Source organism: Clostridium neonatale (assembly GCF_001458595.1).
GTDB classification, from domain to species: Bacteria; Bacillota; Clostridia; order Clostridiales; family Clostridiaceae; genus Clostridium; species Clostridium neonatale.
The window spans coordinates 749,890-769,824 of sequence record NZ_LN890328.1 but is presented as its reverse complement, the minus strand read 5'-3'; the positions used below and the strand labels follow the sequence as shown (position 1 = coordinate 769,824).

The following is a 19,935-nucleotide window of genomic DNA, read 5'->3' as shown; positions in this document are numbered from 1 at the left end:
TAACAAAGCTACTTCAATAAATGATTTGTAACTTTGTTATTCAAAATTAATGTAAACCTTTAAATAAAGTATAAAAATTTATCCACTTATAGCTAATTCATTTGCTGCTAATAAATTCCTACTTATTAAAGATGCTATTTCTATTCTATCCTTAAATATATATTTATAAAAAGTTTCGTGATATCTATCAATTATCCACTGGTTATGAACATTTAACAATAACTTCTTTAATACATCCATTATATCATTATAAGAAATATAGTATTTATTAAATCTTTCTACTACATTTAAAAGTTTTTGATGAATCTCTAAAGTGTTATGTGTCTTGTCTACTTCTCCCAATCTAGATATGTATTCTGCATCTTCCATTATTTTAATATCATTTTTAACTTTATTTAAATTTACTAGTCCATCATATAAAACATTTATTACATATAAAAGCAAAAAAATCTCTCCTTACCTTCAAATCGTTTTCATACATTAACATAATTATACACTATTTATGTTACTTATTCTATATTTTTTTATAAAATCCTTCATAAAAAATTATTTATTAAAAGCTATCTCATAGAATAGTACCCATATAAATTCTTTTAAATACTTAATAACATATATTTATGCAAATATCCTGTTCATTATATACTTTTATTATTATGACACTTTTATCTAATTTAATATTCCATATAATTATGGAAACTTTTTTGTCATTTTATATTCTATATATCTCAAAATTCCCAACGTCATAAAAAAATAAATTCAATTAATTTTTTCTTGCAATTTTAAAATAAACGATGATATTCTACAGTAGATTAATATATATTTAGAAAGGATAAAGATATGACTACTGGCAATCCAGTTAAACTAATTTTATTCTTCTCAATTCCTCTGCTTATAGGAAATGTTTTTCAACAATTTTATAGTATGGTTGACACCATAATAGTTGGCAGATATGTAGGAGTACAAGCACTTGCTGCTGTAGGTGTTACTGGTTCTCTTTCATTTCTTATTCTTGGATTTACTTTTGGACTAACAGGTGGATTTTCAGTCATTATTGCACAACGTTTTGGTGCTAATGATGAGGATGGACTTAGAAAGTCTGTTGCTACATCGACTATTCTAAGCATTATATCAACTATTATAATTACACTTGCTAGTATGTTATCTGCAAAACCTGTACTTTCACTTATGAATACACCAGACGATATTATAAATGATGCTACAATATACATAATTATAATTTATGCTGGTACTTGTGCAACTGTATTTTATAATATGATTGCCGGAATATTAAGATCTCTTGGTGATTCTAAGACACCTTTATATTTTCTTATTCTATCTTCAATTTTAAATATTATATTGGACTTATTTTTCATATTAAATTTTAATATGGGGGTAAGAGGAGCTGCTTATGCAACTGTAATTGCTCAAGGAATTTCTGGTATCTTATGCCTAATATATGCATTAAAAAAATATCCGATTTTAAGATTAAAAAAAGAAGATTGGATATGGGATAAAAATTTTGCTTTAAAACACCTTAATGTGGGTATTCCTATGGCTCTTCAATTTTCAATTACAGCAACTGGAGTAATGGTTCTTCAAACTGCATTGAATGCCTTTGGATCTACTGTTATCGCAGCATACACAGCTGCATCTAAAGTTGAGCAAATAGTTACTCAGCCCGGTATATCATTTGGAACTACCATGGCTACATATTGTGGTCAAAATCTTGGAGCCGGTAAATATGATCGTATTAAAGAAGGCGTAAAAAAAGGTTCTATCATAACTATAATGGTTAGTATAATTGCTGCTGTAGTATTATTTGTATTCGGTAAATCATTAAGCACATTATTTATAAGCAGTGACCAAATTGAAGCACTTAATTACAGTAAGCAGTATCTTAATACTGTCGCTATCTTTCTTCCTATCCTTGGAATGTTATTTATATATAGAAACTCACTTCAAGGAATTGGTGATGCATTTATACCAATGATGGCTGGTGTTGCAGAACTTGTTGCAAGGGTTATTGTAGCATTTACTTTGCCTGCATTTATAGGCTATATTGGTATATGTCTTGCTAGCCCTTTTGCATGGATTGGTGCAACCATTCCAATGGCAATCAAGTATAGAATTTTAATTAAAAGAATGCTAATAGAAAAAACTGAATAAATTACGGCTAAAAAAATTACCTTAGGAGTTCTTCCTAAGGTAATTTCTTATATTTTCTTTAAAGTTTTAAAAAACTCATATCCTTTGCCAATCCGGATTTGGAAATATCCTCATCAAAACCTCTTTATTTCCATCATTGTTTGACAAATAATTATATCCTTCATCATAATCTACAAGCTCATATCCATCAATCTCATCATTATAATTAGTTCCTTTTCCATATTTAGTTGAAATAACTTTATCACTTTTATTACTCATACTAAACTCTCCTTTATTACTAAATATAATAATAAGAGTTTCTCCAAGAAAAATAATCTTATTCTTTTATTTTTTTAATCAAGTCCATCATTTTCAACTATATCAAAAAATTTTTTTAATTCCTCTGCTGATACCTCTATATCATGCTTATTCTGTTTATCTAGTGTTTCCTCAAAGTCTCTTAAATACATATCAATAGTACGTCTTGCCTCTCCAAAGCTTTCTTCATAGAGTCTTTCACCTTTTGCAAGTAAAAGTTTATTTTCTTCTTTATCTCTTGGATGTATTTTGAGATAACTTAACTCTTTAAGTCTTTCTTCAATTTCTTCTTCACTCATGGCGCCTTCATTTTTTTGTATTACAATTCGTTTTTTTAACTTTGTTGAAACTACTGTTACTTCTACTTCAAGTATTGAATTAATATCATAAGTATAAGTAACATCAACTGCTTCTCTTCCTGCTGGACCTTTTGGAACATCTATATTTAATTCACCAAGGAAAAGATTATTTTTAGCGAAACGACTTTCACCTTGAAGTATTTCTATGTTAATAGATGGCTGATTATCATATGTTGTATATAACCTCTCAGTTTTACTTACTGGAATAACTGTGTTTCTTTCTATTATTGGATAAAAGTGACCTGATTCATAAGAATCATCCTCCCTTCTTAATGAAACATTAGTTCCAAGTGTATATGAACACACATCAGTAAGTACAATTTCCTTTATTGCTTCATTTCTTTCCTTCATTGCTCCATGAATAGCAGCGCCAAGTGCCACAGCTTCATCTGGATTTATATTAGTATTTGGCAATCTTCCAAATAGCTTGCCTACAAAGTTTCTAACAATTGATGACTTCGTAGCACCACCAACTAATATTATCTCATCTATTTCTCTAACCTTTATTGCAGCATCTTTTAGTACTCTTTCAATAGGTTTTCTTATTTTTGCCAAAAGAAGCTGACAATTCTTTTCATACTCTTCAATGAAAAATTCTTGTTCAATTAATTCTCCATTAATCTTACATTTCATAATAACATTTTTACTATTCGAGAATTCCTGCTTACAGAGTTCAGCCTGCTTTCTTACATGCTCAATAAGTTTAGTATCAAATGAATTACATTTTATTTTTTTAGAATTGAAAAACATATTAACTAAAATTTCAGTAAAATCTTCTCCACCTAAGAAATTATCTCCTGCAACTGCTCTTACTTCCATAATATTTTTATACAGTTCTAAAATAGATATATCAAATGTACCTCCACCAAGATCAAATACTAAAAACCTAGTATTTAAATTTTCATTATGAAGTCCATAAGCAATGGAAGCTGCTGTTGGTTCATTTATCATCCTTTCGACTTTTAAACCTGCAAGTTTTCCACCTCTTTGAGTTGCTTTTCTTTGTGCATCATTAAAATATGCTGGTACACTTATAACAGCTTCATTTATTGTTTGTCCTAAATATTCTTCTGCATCTTCTTTTAAAGAACGGAGAACAAATGAAGATAGCTCTTCTGCTGAGAATTCTTCTTCTCCAAGATGGAATTTCTTTTCTGTTCCCATACTTCTTTTAAATATATCTGCTGTTAAATTAGGATGAGTAATTTTTCTTTCCTTTGCTATTTTTCCTACATATATTTCTCCATTTTCTTCATTTATGCTGACTACAGAAGGAGTGAGATTATCTCCAAGCCTATTAGGTATAATAACTGGGCCACCTTCTGTAAAGTATGATACTAAACTATTTGTAGTACCAAGATCAATTCCTATAATCATATAACCCTCCAAATACTAAATAAAAGTTTTAGTCAATATTTAAAATTTTTTTCATTCTTTCTAAAGCTTCAACATGTTCTTCCAAATTATCTCGTATATCATATGCTTTTTTATAATACTTATAGGCCGTTTCATAATCTTTTTCATTCTCATACATTTCACCTAATATATAATACGCTTCATAGCATCCATCAAAATCGCAATTATTACATGGCTTTTCAATAGCTTTATTCAAATAAAAAACGGCTTCTTTATGCTTATTCAGCTCCATATAGCATCTTCCTATTTCACAAACATCAAATGATGAATCTCTATTCCTATCCATGTACAGCTTTAAAGCTTTTTTATAATAAATACGTGCTTTTATTTTCTGTTTTTTATATTTATATGCTCCTGCTAAACATATATAATTTAATGGATTATTATCATTTATTTTTATCTGCTTTAAATAATATGCAATTGCAGTATCATAATGATTTCTTCTTTCATAAGCATTTCCAATCTGTCTATATTCAAAACTATGATTAGGATTTAATTTTATTACCTTTTCATACCATATAATAGCATTATCATATTCTTGAAGTGCTTTATATGCATCACCTATTTCATCATAAAAATCTTCTTTATCTGCATCATTTAGCTTAGCTCCTTCAATATATACTTCTATTGCTTCTTCATATTTTCTCATAGCCATAAGAGTTTTTGCTTTATTATAATACAGACTTGGCTCATTTTCTAATTTGCATATTCCTTCATCGTAATATTTTATTGCATTATCAAATTCTTTTATGTTCTTATATGACTTTCCAATATTATTATAAAATTGAACATAAACATCATCATCCATTACTTCAATTGCTTTTATAAAATATTGAATTGCCTTTTCAAATTCGCCTCTATCCTTATAAATAACTCCAATGTTATTGTAAGCATGTGGATTTTTAGGATCTATTTTTATTGTCTCTTCATAGTCTTTAACTGCTTCATCTTCTCTATCTATTTTTTTATAAAGAAGTCCACGATTAATTAAATAATATGGTTCCTTTTTTACTTCTATTTGTTTATTATAATATTCTAAAGCCTTATCATATTCATGTAATTCTTCATAGATTTCTCCAATTTCATTATTAACATACTCATGTTTAGAATCTATTTCTAGAACCTTCTTATATTCAGTTATACTTTTTTCTTTGTCATTCTGAATTCTATAAATTTCAGCTTTTCTTAAATAAGAGAATATGTCTTCTGGAGCTCTATCTATTGCATAATCATAATCTTTAATTGCTTTATCATATTCCTTTAATGCTTTATAAATATATCCCCTGCAATAATAAAACTTTAATTTTCTTTTATCTATATCAAAAGATTTATTTATATATGATAAAGCTGTTTTATAATCACGTCTATCACAATAAATCAATGATAATTCATAATATACTTCATCAGCAATATTACATACATCATCATTTTCCTTAATTGAATTTAAAATATTTATAGCTATTTCTTCTGATTCATCTAATTTTTTCATGCTGTTTATTGTCTTCAATTTATATAAATTTATTTTATCGTCTACAACGCCTTGTTTTTCTACTTCTTCATATATTTCCAGTATTCTTTCATATTCTGAATGCTCATAATAAATTTCCATTTCTAAAGCATACGCTTCTGAATTATATGGATATATATTTATTGCTTCTTCTAAAGAATCTAAAGCATCTCTATGATAGCCAAGTTCATACAGTGATTCTGCTTTGTTCATATGGAATTTAACATTGGAATTATCTAGTTCTAATGCTTCTTCACTAATTTTTAAAGCTTCTTCAAACTTTTTTAGCTTATTTAATGAATATGATTTTATATATAAGCTTCCTATATTCTTATTATTGATTTCTAAACAATTACTGCAAATTTTAATTGCTTCTTCATATTTTTCCAACTTCATAAGAATTCTAGCTTTTTCGCAATAGATATATTCAAGTTGTCTATTATTATCTCTCTCTTCCGAATTTCTTGTATCTATTTTTTCACACCACATATTAAAATAATTCAATGCTTTTGAGTACTCTTCTAAAGAAGAATATGTTCTTCCCATTAAATCAAAATATTGGCTTTGATTTTCTTCATCACAATCTATCTCTTTTGATAATTCCAATATTTCATCATATCTATAGTTTTCATAAAGACACCATGCTATATTAAATTTTTCAGATAGAGATTTTTCTTCATGACTCTCTTTATACTGATCTATAAGTTTGTCGTTAGTTTCAGCTATCTTTCTTCTAACATAATCATCATATGAATTTCTTCTCATAAGATTTAAGTATAGATCTTTAGCTTTATCTAATTCATCTAGTTCTAAGTAGCAGTCAGCTAGTCCACAAATTGAATTATAGTCCTCTGGTAAAATTTCAAGCACTTTTTCATACAATAATTTTGCTTCATTCACATTCTTTTCGATCCATTCAACTTCTGCCATAGAATACATAACATCTGGTTCATTTGCGTATTCTTCAATTAATCTTTCACTTATGCTTCGTGCATTTTCAATATCATTGTTACTGATAAAATATCTTATTTTTAAAACCTCTAGTGATGGATGAAATATATTTAATTGTTCAATATTATCTAAAGATTTTTTAGCTTCATCTAAGTTTCTTTCATTTAATTCCCTTCTTATTTTATAATAAGATTCTATCCATTGGTCATAATTTTTATTGTCATCAATATTTTCAAATAATTCATAATTTAATACATCAATATATTTTATTCTATTATCCACATAATCTATAAATTCATATGGAAACTTTTCATATAATTCTTCCTTTTGCTCTGTCCATTCAAAATAATTATTTAATAAAATCCATATCTTTTGTGGAAATCTGAAATTATCCATTAAAAATTCTAGAAGCTTTTCACTTGCATCTTCTTTAGTATCAATCCCATAACATACATCTTCGTTTAAAAGATTTTTCCATGCTTCTTCATTTATTCTTAGAGAAAATTTATCATAAACTTCATTTACTTTTTTAATCCAGATTCCAATCGGTGTATTGTCTTCATCTATTACTTCATCTTTGTCTGCTTCTTTCAAAGCTTCCTCATAAGATCTTCTTAAAAGTTTAAATCCTTCTTCATCATCTTCTGGATGCACAACAGAAAGTTTATTTAAATATGCTTTTTTTATTTCATCTTTGTTCTTTGTTGGGTTAATGTTTAATATACCCCAAATATTCATTGCTCCTCCTATATGACTTTTAAAATTATAGATTATGTTATGTGATTATATAGTATTATTTAAAAAGGCCTATACTTATCACTAATTCTCATACCTACTCCTATTGCTCTAAAATTGCTTAATTGCTTATTTTCTTTTAACACTTTTTCTATAGCATCATAAGTAGCACTTAAACATATTATTTTTTTTATACTTTCTTTTGTTATTTTTCTATTATATAAATTTTCAGATACGCTTTCATAAATATTATAGTAACTTGTAAATTGATTTTTATATACCTCTATATTTCTATCATTATTTATGAACATAATTTTATCAATATATTTTCCTTCTGAAAAAATCAATTCACATAGTATTTCTGGAATAAAAATTTTCAATTCAAAAGCAAGATTTTCATCATTTGTTATTTTACTTATGTCTTTTAGAATATTATCAAATTTTTCTTTGCTATCACAATTTGCAATTATCTCTATTGCTTTATTAGAAAAATTAATTATATCATCTTTACTATAAGGCACCTTTTTATAAGTTTCATCACTTTGTTTTATTATAAAGAACTGTTTTAATGATATAAAATTTCCAGAAAAATCAATAGATTCTGCAAGATTTCTTAGGTCATTTGTGATTTCTAAATTTAAAGTTCCATTAATTCTACATTCACATATATAATTATTATCGGATGTTTTACAAATAAATATCTTCACCCAATTATATTTCTTATTTCCTAATCTCTTTTTTAATTTTCCTCCAAATATTTCCCAGAAATCTGTTATGTTTGTTTTTATGCTATCCCCCATACACTGTAGATCACTTTTAGTTAAATTCCACTTCTTACTTTCAAAAAAATGTGTTTCAAAAGTTTCAGAATATCTGTTATTCATACTATCAATAAATGTTAAAAGACAGCTTAATGCAAAATTAACTGAACATTGTTTTAATGCCTCTTCTTCACTTTTACCAATTCCTGCTGTAGACTCTATAAACACATCATTAAATTCTCCATTATTAATTGAAAAAATCAACTCTGCCATCACAAAATCCTTTTCAGTCTTAATACTTACAATTTCAGTTGTTACTATTAAATCAATTTCTTTTATAAATAATTTATTATCAAGAATTTCACCGTTATTAACCACTTTTTGTAATGATTCTAATACTATTTGTTCATTTGTTAATTTATTGTTCATAAAGCTCCTCCTATTTCTTTTCTCTTTCATTTGCTTAAGGTTATCATTGTATTTTTTCTATATGAATATATTATACTAAATGGAAAATATTTTATATAGTTAAAAATAATACCTTATAATTTAATTACTTTCGTTAAGTTTATACATTATTGATAAATTAAATAAAAAAACATACTATTTTAATCCATATAAGAAAATATACTTCTTCTTGTAAATATGATAAAATATATTTCATTACTTAACAGTATGAAAATTGGAGGAAACAATATGCAATGGATAAATGATATAAAAAATTACATTCCATATAACGAACAAGAAGAAACAGATAAAAGACTTATATTGCAGTGTTTAGATATTTATGATAATTTGCTTAGCAGAGAAAATGTACTTGCACATATAACAAGCTCTGGATATATAATAAATGAATCTAAAAACAAAGTTCTTATGGTGCATCATAATATTTATAAAACATGGTCTTGGACTGGTGGACACGCTGATAATGATTCTGATCTACTTTATGTTGCCATTAAAGAAGCAAAAGAGGAAACAGGAATTCAAAATATAAAACCACTTTCTAAAAATATATTTTCTCTAGATGTATTGCCAGTAATTGGTCATATAAAAAATAATAAATATGTTTCTGCTCATTTACATTTATCTGTAGCGTATTTACTTGAGGCTGATGAACGTGATGAATTATTCATAAAAGCTGATGAAAATAGCGGTGTTAAATGGATTCCAATAGATAAAATACATGAGTATTCTAACGAGCCTGATATGGTAAAGCTTTATTGCAAATTTAATGAAAAACTTAAGTTCTTTTAGTCAAAATAAATAAGGATATCGTTTATACTTATCGATACCCTTATTTATTCTTTAATTACTTTATTAAAGAATAATCAATTTCTTAAAATACCATACATCTTTCCTATCTCTTTACCTTTAAAATTATCAAAATCAAATGATATTTTATTGTTTAGCTTTCGATTACTAAAAATTATGACTAGGGTTTTCACGAACTTTATTGATCGCCTTTGTTACCTGAATTATTATATCAGTTTCAAACTGATTTTCAGAATTAGCTAGCTTCGCCATAACTCTTCCTTTTTCAGTAGCTACATAATATGGCTTTAAATTATTTAAAGATAATGCAAAAATATCTCTTTTGCACTTTTCACATCTACAGCCGTTATCTTTTTTCAAAAGTTCTTCCATACAATCTCTTACCCAGTTTTCCATATAATTAGTGACTTCTTCCATTTTTTATCTATTTCCCCTTCATTTTCTATTATCCTATAAATATTATACAATATAAATTACTTTATGCAAAACACTTTTTATTTTTAATTATTTTCTACCATATTAAGAACTTTTCGAGCCTTCGGGACAACATAATGACTTGATCCCTTTTCTTTAACATCTTCAATCATAGTTAATACTATTATATTGTTATTTTTATCGTCATTAACTGTCATACCTATAAACCACCCTAATTCTGTTCCCATATTATCCTTTTGAGAATTTTTTATTTCTGCTGTTCCTGTCTTGCCTGCTATTTTTTTACCTTTTGTGTATACTTCATGTCCTGTCCCATTTATATTTTCAACAACTTGAACTAAATCATTTAATACCATATGTGCATTTTCTTTTGAAGTAACATTCTTTTTCCATATTGCTCCTTTATTATTGTCATTATAAATTAAACATGGATTTAATATATTTCCATCATTGTAGAATAAGGTATACATTGAAGCAAGTTGTACAGGATTCATTAATATTTCTCCCTGACCATATCCACTATCAGCTAATTGGACTTCTGTATTAAATTCATTATTTGATGATATTTGTGAATTAAATAATGGATATTCAAATTTTATTTTTTCTCCTATTCCAAATTCATTTAATCTTTTCTTAAAATCATCTTTTCCTATTTCTAACGCAATTTGTCCAAAATATATATTATCAGAATATATAAGTGCATTTAAAAGATTATTTTTTCCCTCATATTCCTTTACTCTTGTTATATAATAATTTCCCCAACTACTATCTTTTTGCCATGATATTCCCTTGATACTTCTATCTTTATTTGAATCTAGTTTTTTAGTATCTAAACCTATAAGCGCAGTAAATGGTTTAAAGCATGATCCTGGCGCAAATGTAGCTTGAAATCTATTAAATAATGGTTTATTTTTATCCGAATTTATAGTATCCCATTTTTCCTTAGATAAACCTAATATAAAATCATTTGGATCATAACTTGGAGTACTTACCAGTGCTAAAACCTCTCCATTAGCTGGATTTAATATAACTGATGCTCCATTATCTTGTATAAGTTCTTCATACATAGTTTCTTGTAATTTAATATCAATAGTTAGTTTTAAATCTTTTCCATTAATTTGTGGCGTATATGATAGAGATTTCTTCTTTATATGATCCTTTGTTTCTATATATATATCATATCCATTAATCCCATGAAGTTTTTCTTCATATATTTTTTCAAGTCCACTTTTTCCTATCTCCGAATTTGAATCATACCCATTATCGTTGTTATTTTCTAATTCTTCACTGCTTATGTTTTGAACATATCCTGTTAAATGAGCACATTTCATTCCATATGGATATATTCTTCCCTCTTCTTCTTTGATCATAACTCCTTTTATTTTTGATAATAATTGAGCTCTTTTATCATCTTTACTGATTAGTTTAACTGGTATAAACATATCATCCTTTACATATGACTGATTAAGTTTATTTTGTATATAATCATGATCCATTTCTAATATACTTGCAATTTCATTTATTGAATTTTTATTATTTTTTTTAATTTCTCCAGGCACAATTCCTACATTAAGTATATATCCATCTGTAGCTAATTTTTCATTATTTCTATCTAAAATATCTCCTCTTTTTGCTCTAAGAGTATCCACCATTAATTTATCGGAATCATTCAATTCTGGGAAAATGCAATTAGAATTCCAATTTATCACATAGCCTTTATCATATTCTTTATTTAACTCTACACTATTTTCAAACTTCATTTTTCCACATATTGTATCCATTATATTTTCATACTTTATAGTTACCATATCATTTTTTTTAATTATCTCTTCAATATTTATCTTAATATCTTTTGCATGAATGCCTTCATAAATATTTTTATTTCTTGAAATGAATGTCTCTTTATCAAATTCAGCTTTACTTTGAACTGATATCATATTGTACATATTCTCATATTCTTTATTATTTAAACATTCTATATAATTTAATAATGTTTCCTTTGGTTTGTTGTTTTCAGTATAAACATATCTACTTATTAAAACTATCCATATAAATAAAATAATACCTGTAGCTATTATTGTTATTAATTTTTTAGATTTTCTCATCAATCGTCCTCTTCTTTTCCATATATTTACATTAATTATACATTTTATTTTTTTATTAAACAATATAAGATTTTATGAATATAATATTGTCAGCCTCATAAACTAAATAATGATTATTATTTATAAGGAGGTTCAAATTATGAAAGATGAGAAAAATCTTCATGAGCAAGCAAAACAAATGATTATAGATGGTGAATCTTTTGATACTATAATGGAAAAAACACATTTAAGACTAAAAGATTTAAAAAGAATTCAAAGAAACGAAATAGATCCTCATTTTTAGAATTATACATATAATAAAGCTTAAAAAAATAGACCAAGGTACTTTTATATACAAAAAGCACCTTGGATATTTCTATATTATGAACTAATTAATTTTTTCTTTTGCAAATTTTATGAGTTCTTCTGTATTATTAATTGCTTTATCTTCCATAACCATATCAAGAAGATAATTGAGCATTTCTCCAATTTCTTTTCCTTTTAAACCAACTTTTATTAATTCATTCCCACTTATTTTTAATTGTTTAATATTAAAGCATTCTTTATTTTCAATTATATTATTTAAGCATTTTTCTATGTCTAATAAATTTTTTAATTGAGTCTCTTTATATAATGAATTCTTACCTAAAATATCTGCTTTTTTAACTTTTAGCAGATCATATAAAAGTTCTTCTCCGATTTTATTAAGAAGACGTTTTACTGTTATCTTATCATTTAAAGGATAATCGTGATATTTTATTAAAATCAGAACATTTTCTATAGTCACATTATCATACTTCAATCCTTTAAGTACTTTCTTTGCAATTTCTATCGAACATTCCACATGCCCATAAAAATGTGAAATTCCATTTTCATCTGTAGTTTTTGTTTCTAATTTTCCCAAATCATGCAACAACATAGCAAGTCTTAAATGTAATTTAGCATCGATATTTTCCATACAAATAATTGTATGCATATATAAATCATAAACATGATACATATTATTTTGATTAAAGCCATATGCCTTTCTCATTTCTTTTATTATAAATTCCAAAAGTCCACATTCTCTTAAAAGATCAATTTTTCTTGGATTATAAATAATTATTTTATTGAATTCTTCTCTAATTCTCTCTTTTGATATCTTTATAATATTGTCTTTTAGCTTTTTTATAGCATTTAAAGTCTCTTCTTCAATTTCAAAATTTAGTTGTGCAGAAAAACGTATTGCTCTTAGCATTCTTAATGCATCTTCTAAAAACCGTTTTTCTGGATTACCAACTGTTTTTATTATTTTATTTTTTAGATCATTTAAACCATTAAAATAATCTTTGAATCCATCTATATCATTGTATGCCATAGCATTTACTGTGAAATCTCTTCTGCTCAAATCTTCTCTTAAGCTCGTTACAAATTTCACTTCCTTTGGATGCCTTTGATCTTTATATTCACCGTCTATTCTAAAAGTTGTTACTTCATAATTTTCATTATTTAAAACTACTGTCACTGTCCCATGTTTAATACCTGTTAAAATAACCTTATCAAACAACTTAATAACTTCTTCCGGCTTTGCACTTGTTGTTATATCATAATCTTTTGGCTCTTTATTTAAAATAATATCTCTTACACAGCCACCTACAATATAGGCCTCAAAATTATTTTTTATTAATCGGTTTAATATATATTTAACATCCTTTTGTATTTTTATATCCAAACGTTCCACCTACCTTTAATATCAACCTAATATATTAAAATAGCAGTGCATTAAGCACTGCTTCTACATTAGTCGTCTGCAACATTTCTATTGTTATACGAATATACATTATAATTTTGCCATATTTCTTCTAATCCAGCAAATACATTAGATATATTCTCTTTTTCTCTCATTCCAACAGCAATTATTAAAGCATTTATAACTGATAAAGGAGCCACTAGTGAATCAACAAATGATGCCATATTACTTTGAGCTATCAATGTATAATCTGCTTTAGTTGCAAGTGGTGATAGTAAACTATCAGTAAGAGCCACTACTTTAGCACCTCTGTCTTGAGAAAATGCTAATGCATCTATAGTTTTTGCTGCATATCTTGGGAAGCCTATTCCTATTACCAAATCTCCTTCTGAAACATTTATCATTTGTTCAAATACATCTGAAATTCCATAGCTTACTACTTTTACATTTTGAAGAATTATATTTAAGTAAAATCCTAAAAATTCTGATAATGCAGTTGAACTTCTAAGACCTATTATATATATTCTTTTTGCCTCAAATATACTCTTTACAACATCCTCAAAAACATTCTCATTTATTTTTTCTAATGTTGCTCTTATATTTTCCATATCAGCTTTAAGAACTCCCTTTAAAGCATCACCATCAGAAAAATAATCATTTCTAAGCTCTAATCTCTGAACTGTAGTAAGTTTGTTTTTTATTAACTCCTGAAGCGCTTTTTGAAGCTTTGGATACCCTGAAAATCCAAGCTCATTAGCAAATCTTACAACAGTAGATTCTGACACTCCAACTGACACTCCAAGTTTTGCTGCTGTCATAAAAGCTGCTTTATCATAGTTTTTTAATATGTATTCTGCTATAAGCTTCTGCCCTTTACTTAAGCGTATAAATTTCCCCTGAATTAATCTCATTAAATCTTTGCTATTTTCATTATTTAATTCATCCATTTTTAGCCTTCCTGTTTTTTAAAATTGAATTATATTATCTTAATTCTATCATCATTTATTAAAATATTCAATCTAATAACTTATTTTTTAAATATAATATTAAAACTTTGCAGGATTATAACTTAATCCATTCATCTTTAAGAAATTTTAATAAAAACTTACTAACTTTTTAAATTAAGAAATAATTTATATGGTTATAAGGAATTTATATATTCAATTTCTTCATCAGTTAATTCCCTATATTCTCCTCTTTTTAAATAAGCAAGCTTTATTTCTCCAATAGATACTCTTTTTAGAGATAATACATCATGATTTAATGCTGAACACATTCTTCTTATTTGCCTATTCTTACCTTCATGTATACTTACCTCAATAGTAGATATATTCTTTTCTTCGTCATAGCTTATAGTTTTAAGGGTTGCTGGTGCTGTTATATATCCACCAATATCAATTCCTTCTTTAAATGCTCTTACATCTTTTTCATTAATTTTGTTCTTGACTATAACAATATATTTTTTTATTATTTCTTTTCTTGGGTGTATTATCTTATTATACACTTCCCCATCATTAGTTAAGAGAATCAATCCAGAACTATCATAGTCAAGTCTTCCTATTGGATATACTCTTTCTTTAACTTTAACTAAATCTAGCACTGTTTTTCTATCCTTTTCATCCTTAACAGAACATATATATCCTTCTGGTTTATTTAGCATTATATATACTTTCTTTTCTTCTTTGCTTATTATTTTTCCATAATATTCAATAACATCTTTTTCTGGATTAACTTTTGTTCCTAATTCATTTACTAAAATTCCATTAACTTTTACTTTTCCAGCAAGTATTAATTCTTCACACTTTCTTCTTGATGCTACTCCACAACTTGCCATATATTTCTGTAGTCTTTCTTCCATTACTTTATCACTCCATTTAAAACACATTTGTGTTATTACACTCTAATATAGCCATTTTTGATTATACTTAAACAATCAATATTAATCAATGACATATCTTTAAATAATATTCGACATAAATTAATAGAGACGCTCTATTAAGCGCCTCTATCATCTTTAAACAAAATTAGTCTAAATTATTGTTTTACAGTAAGATTTATTGGTTTTACTAGAAGAATACTCCAGGACAGCCTCCAAATCCACCAAATCCGCCACAGCCTCCACCGAAGCCAAGGAAGAAGATTAATAAAATCCAAATCCACCATCCTCCGCCGAAGCCAAGTCCGCCGCCGAATCCATTTCCACAGCCAAAATTGTTACCAAATCCACCATTATTACCACAGCCGCAATTATTACTGCAACAATTATTACTGCAGCAACATGAAGGCTGACAACAACAGCTAGTACATTTATTACAGCAGCAACAACAATCTTTAGATCTCTTTGACATTGTTCACCATCTCCTATTCTTTAGTTTAATATATTTTATTCAAATCTAATGATAATTGTTCATTGTGATTTTAAATAAAATAGAATAGGATAATATTATTTAAAAATTAACTGATAACTCCATATAGTTCTTCTAAACCACTCTTCACCTTTTTTAGCAATGGAGGAATTACTATAATTTGTAGAATCATTCCTGGAATCTGTTCTATTATTATTTTAATTATACTTTTTATTGAAATATCACCTACATTTATAATATTCCCTAAAAACCACATCCCACCAAAATAAATTACTCTCGCTAATATGAATAAAATTATTAAAATAATATATGTATTTATATTTTTATTTTTCAAAAAGCCAGCAATACATCCATAACAAAATAATTCAAAAATAATGAAAAATAATTCCTCAATATGTGGAAACCCACAAAATATATTACTTAAAATAGGTGTAAAAACTGCAACACTAATTCCACTGATTGGTCCTAATAATAATCCTGCTATTATTACTGGTATATGTATCGGTAATATAATACCATATAATCCTTTAAACACATTGATCATCATTGACAATACAATGCCAAAAACTATAAGTACTATATTAAATATTATTCTTTCAGCCGGTATCTCTTTCATTAAAATCCTTTCCTCCATCCCCAAATTATTGTTCATTTTCATTATATATCTTCATAGTATATACGAGTCAATTGGAGTAACTTACAATAAATACTGTAGTTGTCCACCAAGTACAGTAACTGCCTATACAACTTTAATATAAAAAATGAACAGACATCTTAAAAAAGAAAGTCCATTCATTTCTCATATCACAAATTATACAATATATTTCTTTGTATGTCTATTAATCTATATACTGACTAAATTTTCTATATTAAAATTCTAAGAAATTTTCTTAACAACTCTTTTACATATGTGAAGTATTATAAACGTTAATATTCCTATAGTTATAATTTCTGCACCCATAGTAAAAATCAGATCTTTTCCAAATAAGATTCCATTATTTCTTATATATAAAATATTGTTTAAAATTGAATTAGCTATTAAGCTCTCTAAAACTATTCCCACACTAATTGATAGCATTATAAGAATAAATTTTTCTGCTTTTTTTGATGTAAATAATTTTGTACTATTTTCTAGCTTATAATTTTTGCTGCTTATATTAAATATAATTAACATTATCCCTATTACAATTAACATTGTTAAAATTTCCACACACAAATATTTTAAATTTATATTCCTAATAGAGATGCTTCTAAGAATAGGATTTGCCAAAATATATGATCCATTACCATAAATACTTCTATCTATTATTCCCATAATGCTAATCTCCTTTCTTACCCCAAAATAACTAATAATAAAGCTTATTTTATTTATTATAGCAATACATGATATAGGCAACACAAATACTATTCCTATAATTGAAGCTGCAATATTAGAAAATAATAAATCACATATAATTAAAAATAATATTCCTATAGTCCCTAATATAATAACTTTTAGAAATTCAAATGCCATAACATTAAAATAACCATCAACTATACTCATTAATTCTATATTTCTTATATAAGCCATTATTGCTATATAGACATATGTCATTATAAATAAAATTAATGTTATTAGTAAACATATAAGATGATTAATCCTTAATTGCTTTTTAGTATATGGTCCATTATATAAAAACATATCATTATTTCTTTTATTTATACCATGTCCAATAAAATATATTGCTATAAATATTACTCCCAGTGGGAAATACTGTTCTATCCTAAATGTGTAAAAACTATTTGTAGCATTATATGCTATCATGCTCTTTACATCAGAAATCCCAGAGTTTATTAATTCATTTGAAAGAAATCCCCACGTTAATATTCCAATTAATATAGCTATCTTGGTAGAATTAAACCACTGATACATCAAAGCTTTATTAAAGTACTTTTTCATCTGTCTCCTCCTTATCTAACTTATAAATAAATACATCTTCTAAACTCAAATCAATTTGCTCTACAAACAATGGATTTAGCATATTTAGTTTATTTATAAATTCTTCATCATATTCATCTGTTATGATTGTAAATACTCTTCCTATTCTCTCTATTTTAAATGTTCCTTTTAAATTTAATTCTTTTTCATCAATATCTTCTTTAAATGCTACCTGTATCTTTTTTATTTTATTTTTCATATTTTCTATTGAATTTTCATATGATATAATTCCATTTTCTAAAATAGCTACTTCATCACATATTTGTTCTAGTTCATTTAAATGATGAGAACTTATGATTACAGTAGTATTATTTTCAAATACTTCATCTAACAAGATGTTTATTAATTTCTTTTTAAGTATTGCATCTAACCCAGATGTTGGTTCATCTAAAATTAAATATTTTGCTTTAATAGAAAGTGCTATCATAAGTGAGAGTCTCATTTTCATACCTTTAGATAATTGAAAGATGTATTGTTTTCTTGGAATTTTAAATATCTCGTTTAATTCATTGAATCTTTTTTCATCAAAACTTTCGTATGCTAATTTATTATATTTAATTATTTCTTCTACTTTAAATCCTGAAGGCATTATATTTTCATCTGCTACATATCCAATTTTACTTTTTACTTTTGGATTATCATATACAGATTCATTATCATATAGCACTTCACCATTTGTAGTACTATATATTCCACTTAAACATCTAAGTAAGGTTGTTTTTCCAACTCCATTTGGACCAATAATTCCAAATATTTTTCCTTCTTTTATGTTTAAATTTATATCATTTAAAATTTTATTTTCATCTATTTCAAATGACAAGTTATTTACTTTTATCATTATTATCAACTCCTAATTGTGAAAATATTTTTAAGGTCAAATCAATAAAATCCTCTTTAGTAATTCCACTATAACTTGCTTCAAGAATAATTTTTTTTAAGCTTCCTGAAATTTCTTCCATTCTTCTTTCATCAACCTTTCCCTCTATATTTTCACTTACAAAAGTTCCTTTACCTCTCAATGTTTCTATTATGCCTTCTCTTTCTAATTCACCATAAGCTTTGCTTATAGTATTAGGATTAATTGTTAACATTGAAGCAAGTTCTCTTACTGATGGAAGCTTTTCTCCCTGCTTTAATGCGCCTTTCATTATAAGCTCTTTAATGCCAAGCTCTATTTGTTCATAAATTGGAGTGCTACTCCTAGGATCTACTTTTATCATATATTCATCCTCTTCTTATTGTATTTCTTCTTCAGAAACAATATAGTCGATTACGAAACCTTCACCTTCATCAATGGCTACTAATGTTATTACACTATTTTCTTCCGAATATGATTCTATATATTTGCCATCTTCATATGAAGCTCCACTATCATAATAAACTTTCGCCTTTAATCTTATTGGCTCAATTAAATTAATTTTTCTATTGCTAACTAAATAGTTTTCTGTAAATCTATAGTAATCATGTAATATAGCTTTCTTTGATTTTTCATCAAGATCAATAATATCCTTTATTTCTATCTTAGAAGGATAGAAATCTGAGTATGTTAGTCTCTTTCTTTTAGACATACATTCTTTAGAGCTGTCCGTCTCATATTTCACTCCTTGCTTATTATAACTTTGTAATTTGTTTGTTTCTAGATTGTAAAGAAGTTCATTTGTAGTATTAAAATGTTTCTTTTTTAAATAAATATTCCCTGAGCTTGTTCCAAGCAAAATTGTAATTAATAATAATCCCACAACTCCTATTGCTATTTTTCCTTTTTTCATATATATCCTCCAAACGTGTATTAAGTGTACTATATTAATTAGTACACTTAATACTATACAGCCCTAATATTTTATTGTCAATATATTATGTGTAAAATTATTAAGCACAT

At 26.4% G+C, this 19,935-nt stretch carries 19 protein-coding genes; 3 read left to right on the top strand and 16 right to left on the bottom strand.

What is annotated here, in order from left to right:
- Positions 1-78: 78 nt before the first annotated feature.
- Positions 79-444, bottom strand: a complete 366-nt coding sequence (locus BN2920_RS10730; protein ID WP_058295003.1) for a hypothetical protein — start codon at positions 442-444, stop codon at positions 79-81.
- 393 nt (positions 445-837) lie between these two features.
- Here BN2920_RS10730 and BN2920_RS10725 point away from each other — a divergent pair, with 393 nt between their 5' ends.
- On the top strand, positions 838-2,166 hold the full coding sequence (locus tag BN2920_RS10725; protein WP_058295002.1) for an MATE family efflux transporter: 1,329 nt from the start codon (positions 838-840) through the stop codon (positions 2,164-2,166).
- A gap of 75 nt (positions 2,167-2,241) precedes the next feature.
- Here BN2920_RS10725 and BN2920_RS10720 read toward each other — a convergent pair whose 3' ends face one another.
- The 4 genes from BN2920_RS10720 to BN2920_RS10705 all read right to left on the bottom strand — a co-directional run bounded on the left by BN2920_RS10720 (position 2,242) and on the right by BN2920_RS10705 (position 8,621).
- Positions 2,242-2,424 (bottom strand): hypothetical protein, encoded by a 183-nt coding sequence (locus BN2920_RS10720; RefSeq protein ID WP_058295001.1) that lies wholly within the window; start codon positions 2,422-2,424, stop codon positions 2,242-2,244.
- A 74-nt stretch (positions 2,425-2,498) separates the two neighbouring features.
- Positions 2,499-4,199 carry a molecular chaperone HscC gene (locus tag BN2920_RS10715; protein WP_058295000.1) on the bottom strand — a complete coding sequence of 567 codons (1,701 nt, stop codon included), beginning with the start codon at positions 4,197-4,199 and terminating at the stop codon, positions 2,499-2,501.
- A gap of 28 nt (positions 4,200-4,227) precedes the next feature.
- Positions 4,228-7,434 carry a J domain-containing protein gene (locus tag BN2920_RS10710; RefSeq protein ID WP_058294999.1) on the bottom strand — a complete coding sequence of 1,069 codons (3,207 nt, stop codon included), beginning with the start codon at positions 7,432-7,434 and terminating at the stop codon, positions 4,228-4,230.
- Between the two features lie 59 nt (positions 7,435-7,493).
- Positions 7,494-8,621, bottom strand: a complete 1,128-nt coding sequence (locus tag BN2920_RS10705; protein ID WP_058294998.1) for a DUF6348 family protein — start codon at positions 8,619-8,621, stop codon at positions 7,494-7,496.
- A 267-nt stretch (positions 8,622-8,888) separates the two neighbouring features.
- Here BN2920_RS10705 and BN2920_RS10700 point away from each other — a divergent pair, with 267 nt between their 5' ends.
- Entirely contained in the window at positions 8,889-9,446 is a 558-nt protein-coding gene (locus BN2920_RS10700; RefSeq protein WP_058294997.1) for an NUDIX hydrolase, read from the top strand.
- Positions 9,447-9,611: 165 nt separating this feature from the next.
- Here BN2920_RS10700 and BN2920_RS10695 read toward each other — a convergent pair whose 3' ends face one another.
- A complete protein-coding gene (locus BN2920_RS10695; RefSeq protein WP_058294996.1) occupies positions 9,612-9,881 on the bottom strand; it encodes a late competence development ComFB family protein in 270 nt (89 codons plus the stop codon).
- 83 nt (positions 9,882-9,964) lie between these two features.
- Complete coding sequence (locus BN2920_RS10690) at positions 9,965-12,004, bottom strand: penicillin-binding transpeptidase domain-containing protein (RefSeq protein WP_058294995.1); 2,040 nt, start codon at positions 12,002-12,004, stop codon at positions 9,965-9,967.
- A gap of 139 nt (positions 12,005-12,143) precedes the next feature.
- Here BN2920_RS10690 and BN2920_RS21750 point away from each other — a divergent pair, with 139 nt between their 5' ends.
- Positions 12,144-12,287, top strand: a complete 144-nt coding sequence (locus BN2920_RS21750; protein ID WP_172437799.1) for a hypothetical protein — start codon at positions 12,144-12,146, stop codon at positions 12,285-12,287.
- Between the two features lie 84 nt (positions 12,288-12,371).
- Here BN2920_RS21750 and BN2920_RS10685 read toward each other — a convergent pair whose 3' ends face one another.
- From BN2920_RS10685 to BN2920_RS10645, 9 genes are all read right to left on the bottom strand, one after another.
- Positions 12,372-13,694: a CCA tRNA nucleotidyltransferase gene (locus BN2920_RS10685; protein WP_058294994.1), complete on the bottom strand. Its 1,323-nt coding sequence runs from the start codon at positions 13,692-13,694 to the stop codon at positions 12,372-12,374.
- A gap of 68 nt (positions 13,695-13,762) precedes the next feature.
- Positions 13,763-14,659, bottom strand: a complete 897-nt coding sequence (locus BN2920_RS10680) for a MurR/RpiR family transcriptional regulator (protein WP_058294993.1) — start codon at positions 14,657-14,659, stop codon at positions 13,763-13,765.
- Positions 14,660-14,853: 194 nt separating this feature from the next.
- Positions 14,854-15,570, bottom strand: a complete 717-nt coding sequence (locus tag BN2920_RS10675) for a pseudouridine synthase (protein ID WP_058294992.1) — start codon at positions 15,568-15,570, stop codon at positions 14,854-14,856.
- A 208-nt stretch (positions 15,571-15,778) separates the two neighbouring features.
- Positions 15,779-16,060: a hypothetical protein gene (locus BN2920_RS10670; RefSeq protein ID WP_058294991.1), complete on the bottom strand. Its 282-nt coding sequence runs from the start codon at positions 16,058-16,060 to the stop codon at positions 15,779-15,781.
- 106 nt (positions 16,061-16,166) lie between these two features.
- Positions 16,167-16,694: an ECF transporter S component gene (locus tag BN2920_RS10665; protein ID WP_058294990.1), complete on the bottom strand. Its 528-nt coding sequence runs from the start codon at positions 16,692-16,694 to the stop codon at positions 16,167-16,169.
- Positions 16,695-16,955: 261 nt separating this feature from the next.
- Entirely contained in the window at positions 16,956-18,017 is a 1,062-nt protein-coding gene (locus BN2920_RS10660; RefSeq protein ID WP_058294989.1) for a hypothetical protein, read from the bottom strand.
- A complete protein-coding gene (locus BN2920_RS10655) occupies positions 18,001-18,894 on the bottom strand; it encodes an ABC transporter ATP-binding protein (RefSeq protein ID WP_058294988.1) in 894 nt (297 codons plus the stop codon). Before BN2920_RS10655 ends, BN2920_RS10660 begins: the two co-directional genes overlap by 17 nt.
- Positions 18,878-19,276, bottom strand: coding sequence for a GntR family transcriptional regulator (locus BN2920_RS10650; protein ID WP_058294987.1), 399 nt, complete (start codon positions 19,274-19,276; stop codon positions 18,878-18,880). The genes BN2920_RS10655 and BN2920_RS10650 overlap by 17 nt, the downstream gene beginning before the upstream one ends.
- A gap of 15 nt (positions 19,277-19,291) precedes the next feature.
- A complete protein-coding gene (locus BN2920_RS10645) occupies positions 19,292-19,825 on the bottom strand; it encodes a hypothetical protein (RefSeq protein WP_058294986.1) in 534 nt (177 codons plus the stop codon).
- Positions 19,826-19,935 lie beyond the last annotated feature (110 nt).

What these genes read in the sequence shown, in the direction of transcription:
- BN2920_RS10725 (WP_058295002.1), top strand. Translation starts at nt 838, where the DNA reads ATGACTACTGGCAATCCAGTTAAACTAATTTTATTCTTCTCAATTCCT.
- BN2920_RS10720 (WP_058295001.1), bottom strand. Translation starts at nt 2,424, where the DNA reads ATGAGTAATAAAAGTGATAAAGTTATTTCAACTAAATATGGAAAAGGA.
- BN2920_RS10715 (WP_058295000.1), bottom strand. Translation starts at nt 4,199, where the DNA reads ATGATTATAGGAATTGATCTTGGTACTACAAATAGTTTAGTATCATAC.
- BN2920_RS10710 (WP_058294999.1), bottom strand. Translation starts at nt 7,434, where the DNA reads ATGAATATTTGGGGTATATTAAACATTAACCCAACAAAGAACAAAGAT.
- BN2920_RS10705 (WP_058294998.1), bottom strand. Translation starts at nt 8,621, where the DNA reads ATGAACAATAAATTAACAAATGAACAAATAGTATTAGAATCATTACAA.
- BN2920_RS10700 (WP_058294997.1), top strand. Translation starts at nt 8,889, where the DNA reads ATGCAATGGATAAATGATATAAAAAATTACATTCCATATAACGAACAA.
- BN2920_RS10695 (WP_058294996.1), bottom strand. Translation starts at nt 9,881, where the DNA reads ATGGAAGAAGTCACTAATTATATGGAAAACTGGGTAAGAGATTGTATG.
- BN2920_RS10690 (WP_058294995.1), bottom strand. Translation starts at nt 12,004, where the DNA reads ATGAGAAAATCTAAAAAATTAATAACAATAATAGCTACAGGTATTATT.
- BN2920_RS21750 (WP_172437799.1), top strand. Translation starts at nt 12,144, where the DNA reads ATGAAAGATGAGAAAAATCTTCATGAGCAAGCAAAACAAATGATTATA.
- BN2920_RS10680 (WP_058294993.1), bottom strand. Translation starts at nt 14,659, where the DNA reads ATGGATGAATTAAATAATGAAAATAGCAAAGATTTAATGAGATTAATT.
- BN2920_RS10675 (WP_058294992.1), bottom strand. Translation starts at nt 15,570, where the DNA reads ATGGAAGAAAGACTACAGAAATATATGGCAAGTTGTGGAGTAGCATCA.
- BN2920_RS10670 (WP_058294991.1), bottom strand. Translation starts at nt 16,060, where the DNA reads ATGTCAAAGAGATCTAAAGATTGTTGTTGCTGCTGTAATAAATGTACT.
- BN2920_RS10665 (WP_058294990.1), bottom strand. Translation starts at nt 16,694, where the DNA reads ATGAAAGAGATACCGGCTGAAAGAATAATATTTAATATAGTACTTATA.
- BN2920_RS10660 (WP_058294989.1), bottom strand. Translation starts at nt 18,017, where the DNA reads ATGAAAAAGTACTTTAATAAAGCTTTGATGTATCAGTGGTTTAATTCT.
- BN2920_RS10655 (WP_058294988.1), bottom strand. Translation starts at nt 18,894, where the DNA reads ATGATAAAAGTAAATAACTTGTCATTTGAAATAGATGAAAATAAAATT.
- BN2920_RS10650 (WP_058294987.1), bottom strand. Translation starts at nt 19,276, where the DNA reads ATGATAAAAGTAGATCCTAGGAGTAGCACTCCAATTTATGAACAAATA.
- BN2920_RS10645 (WP_058294986.1), bottom strand. Translation starts at nt 19,825, where the DNA reads ATGAAAAAAGGAAAAATAGCAATAGGAGTTGTGGGATTATTATTAATT.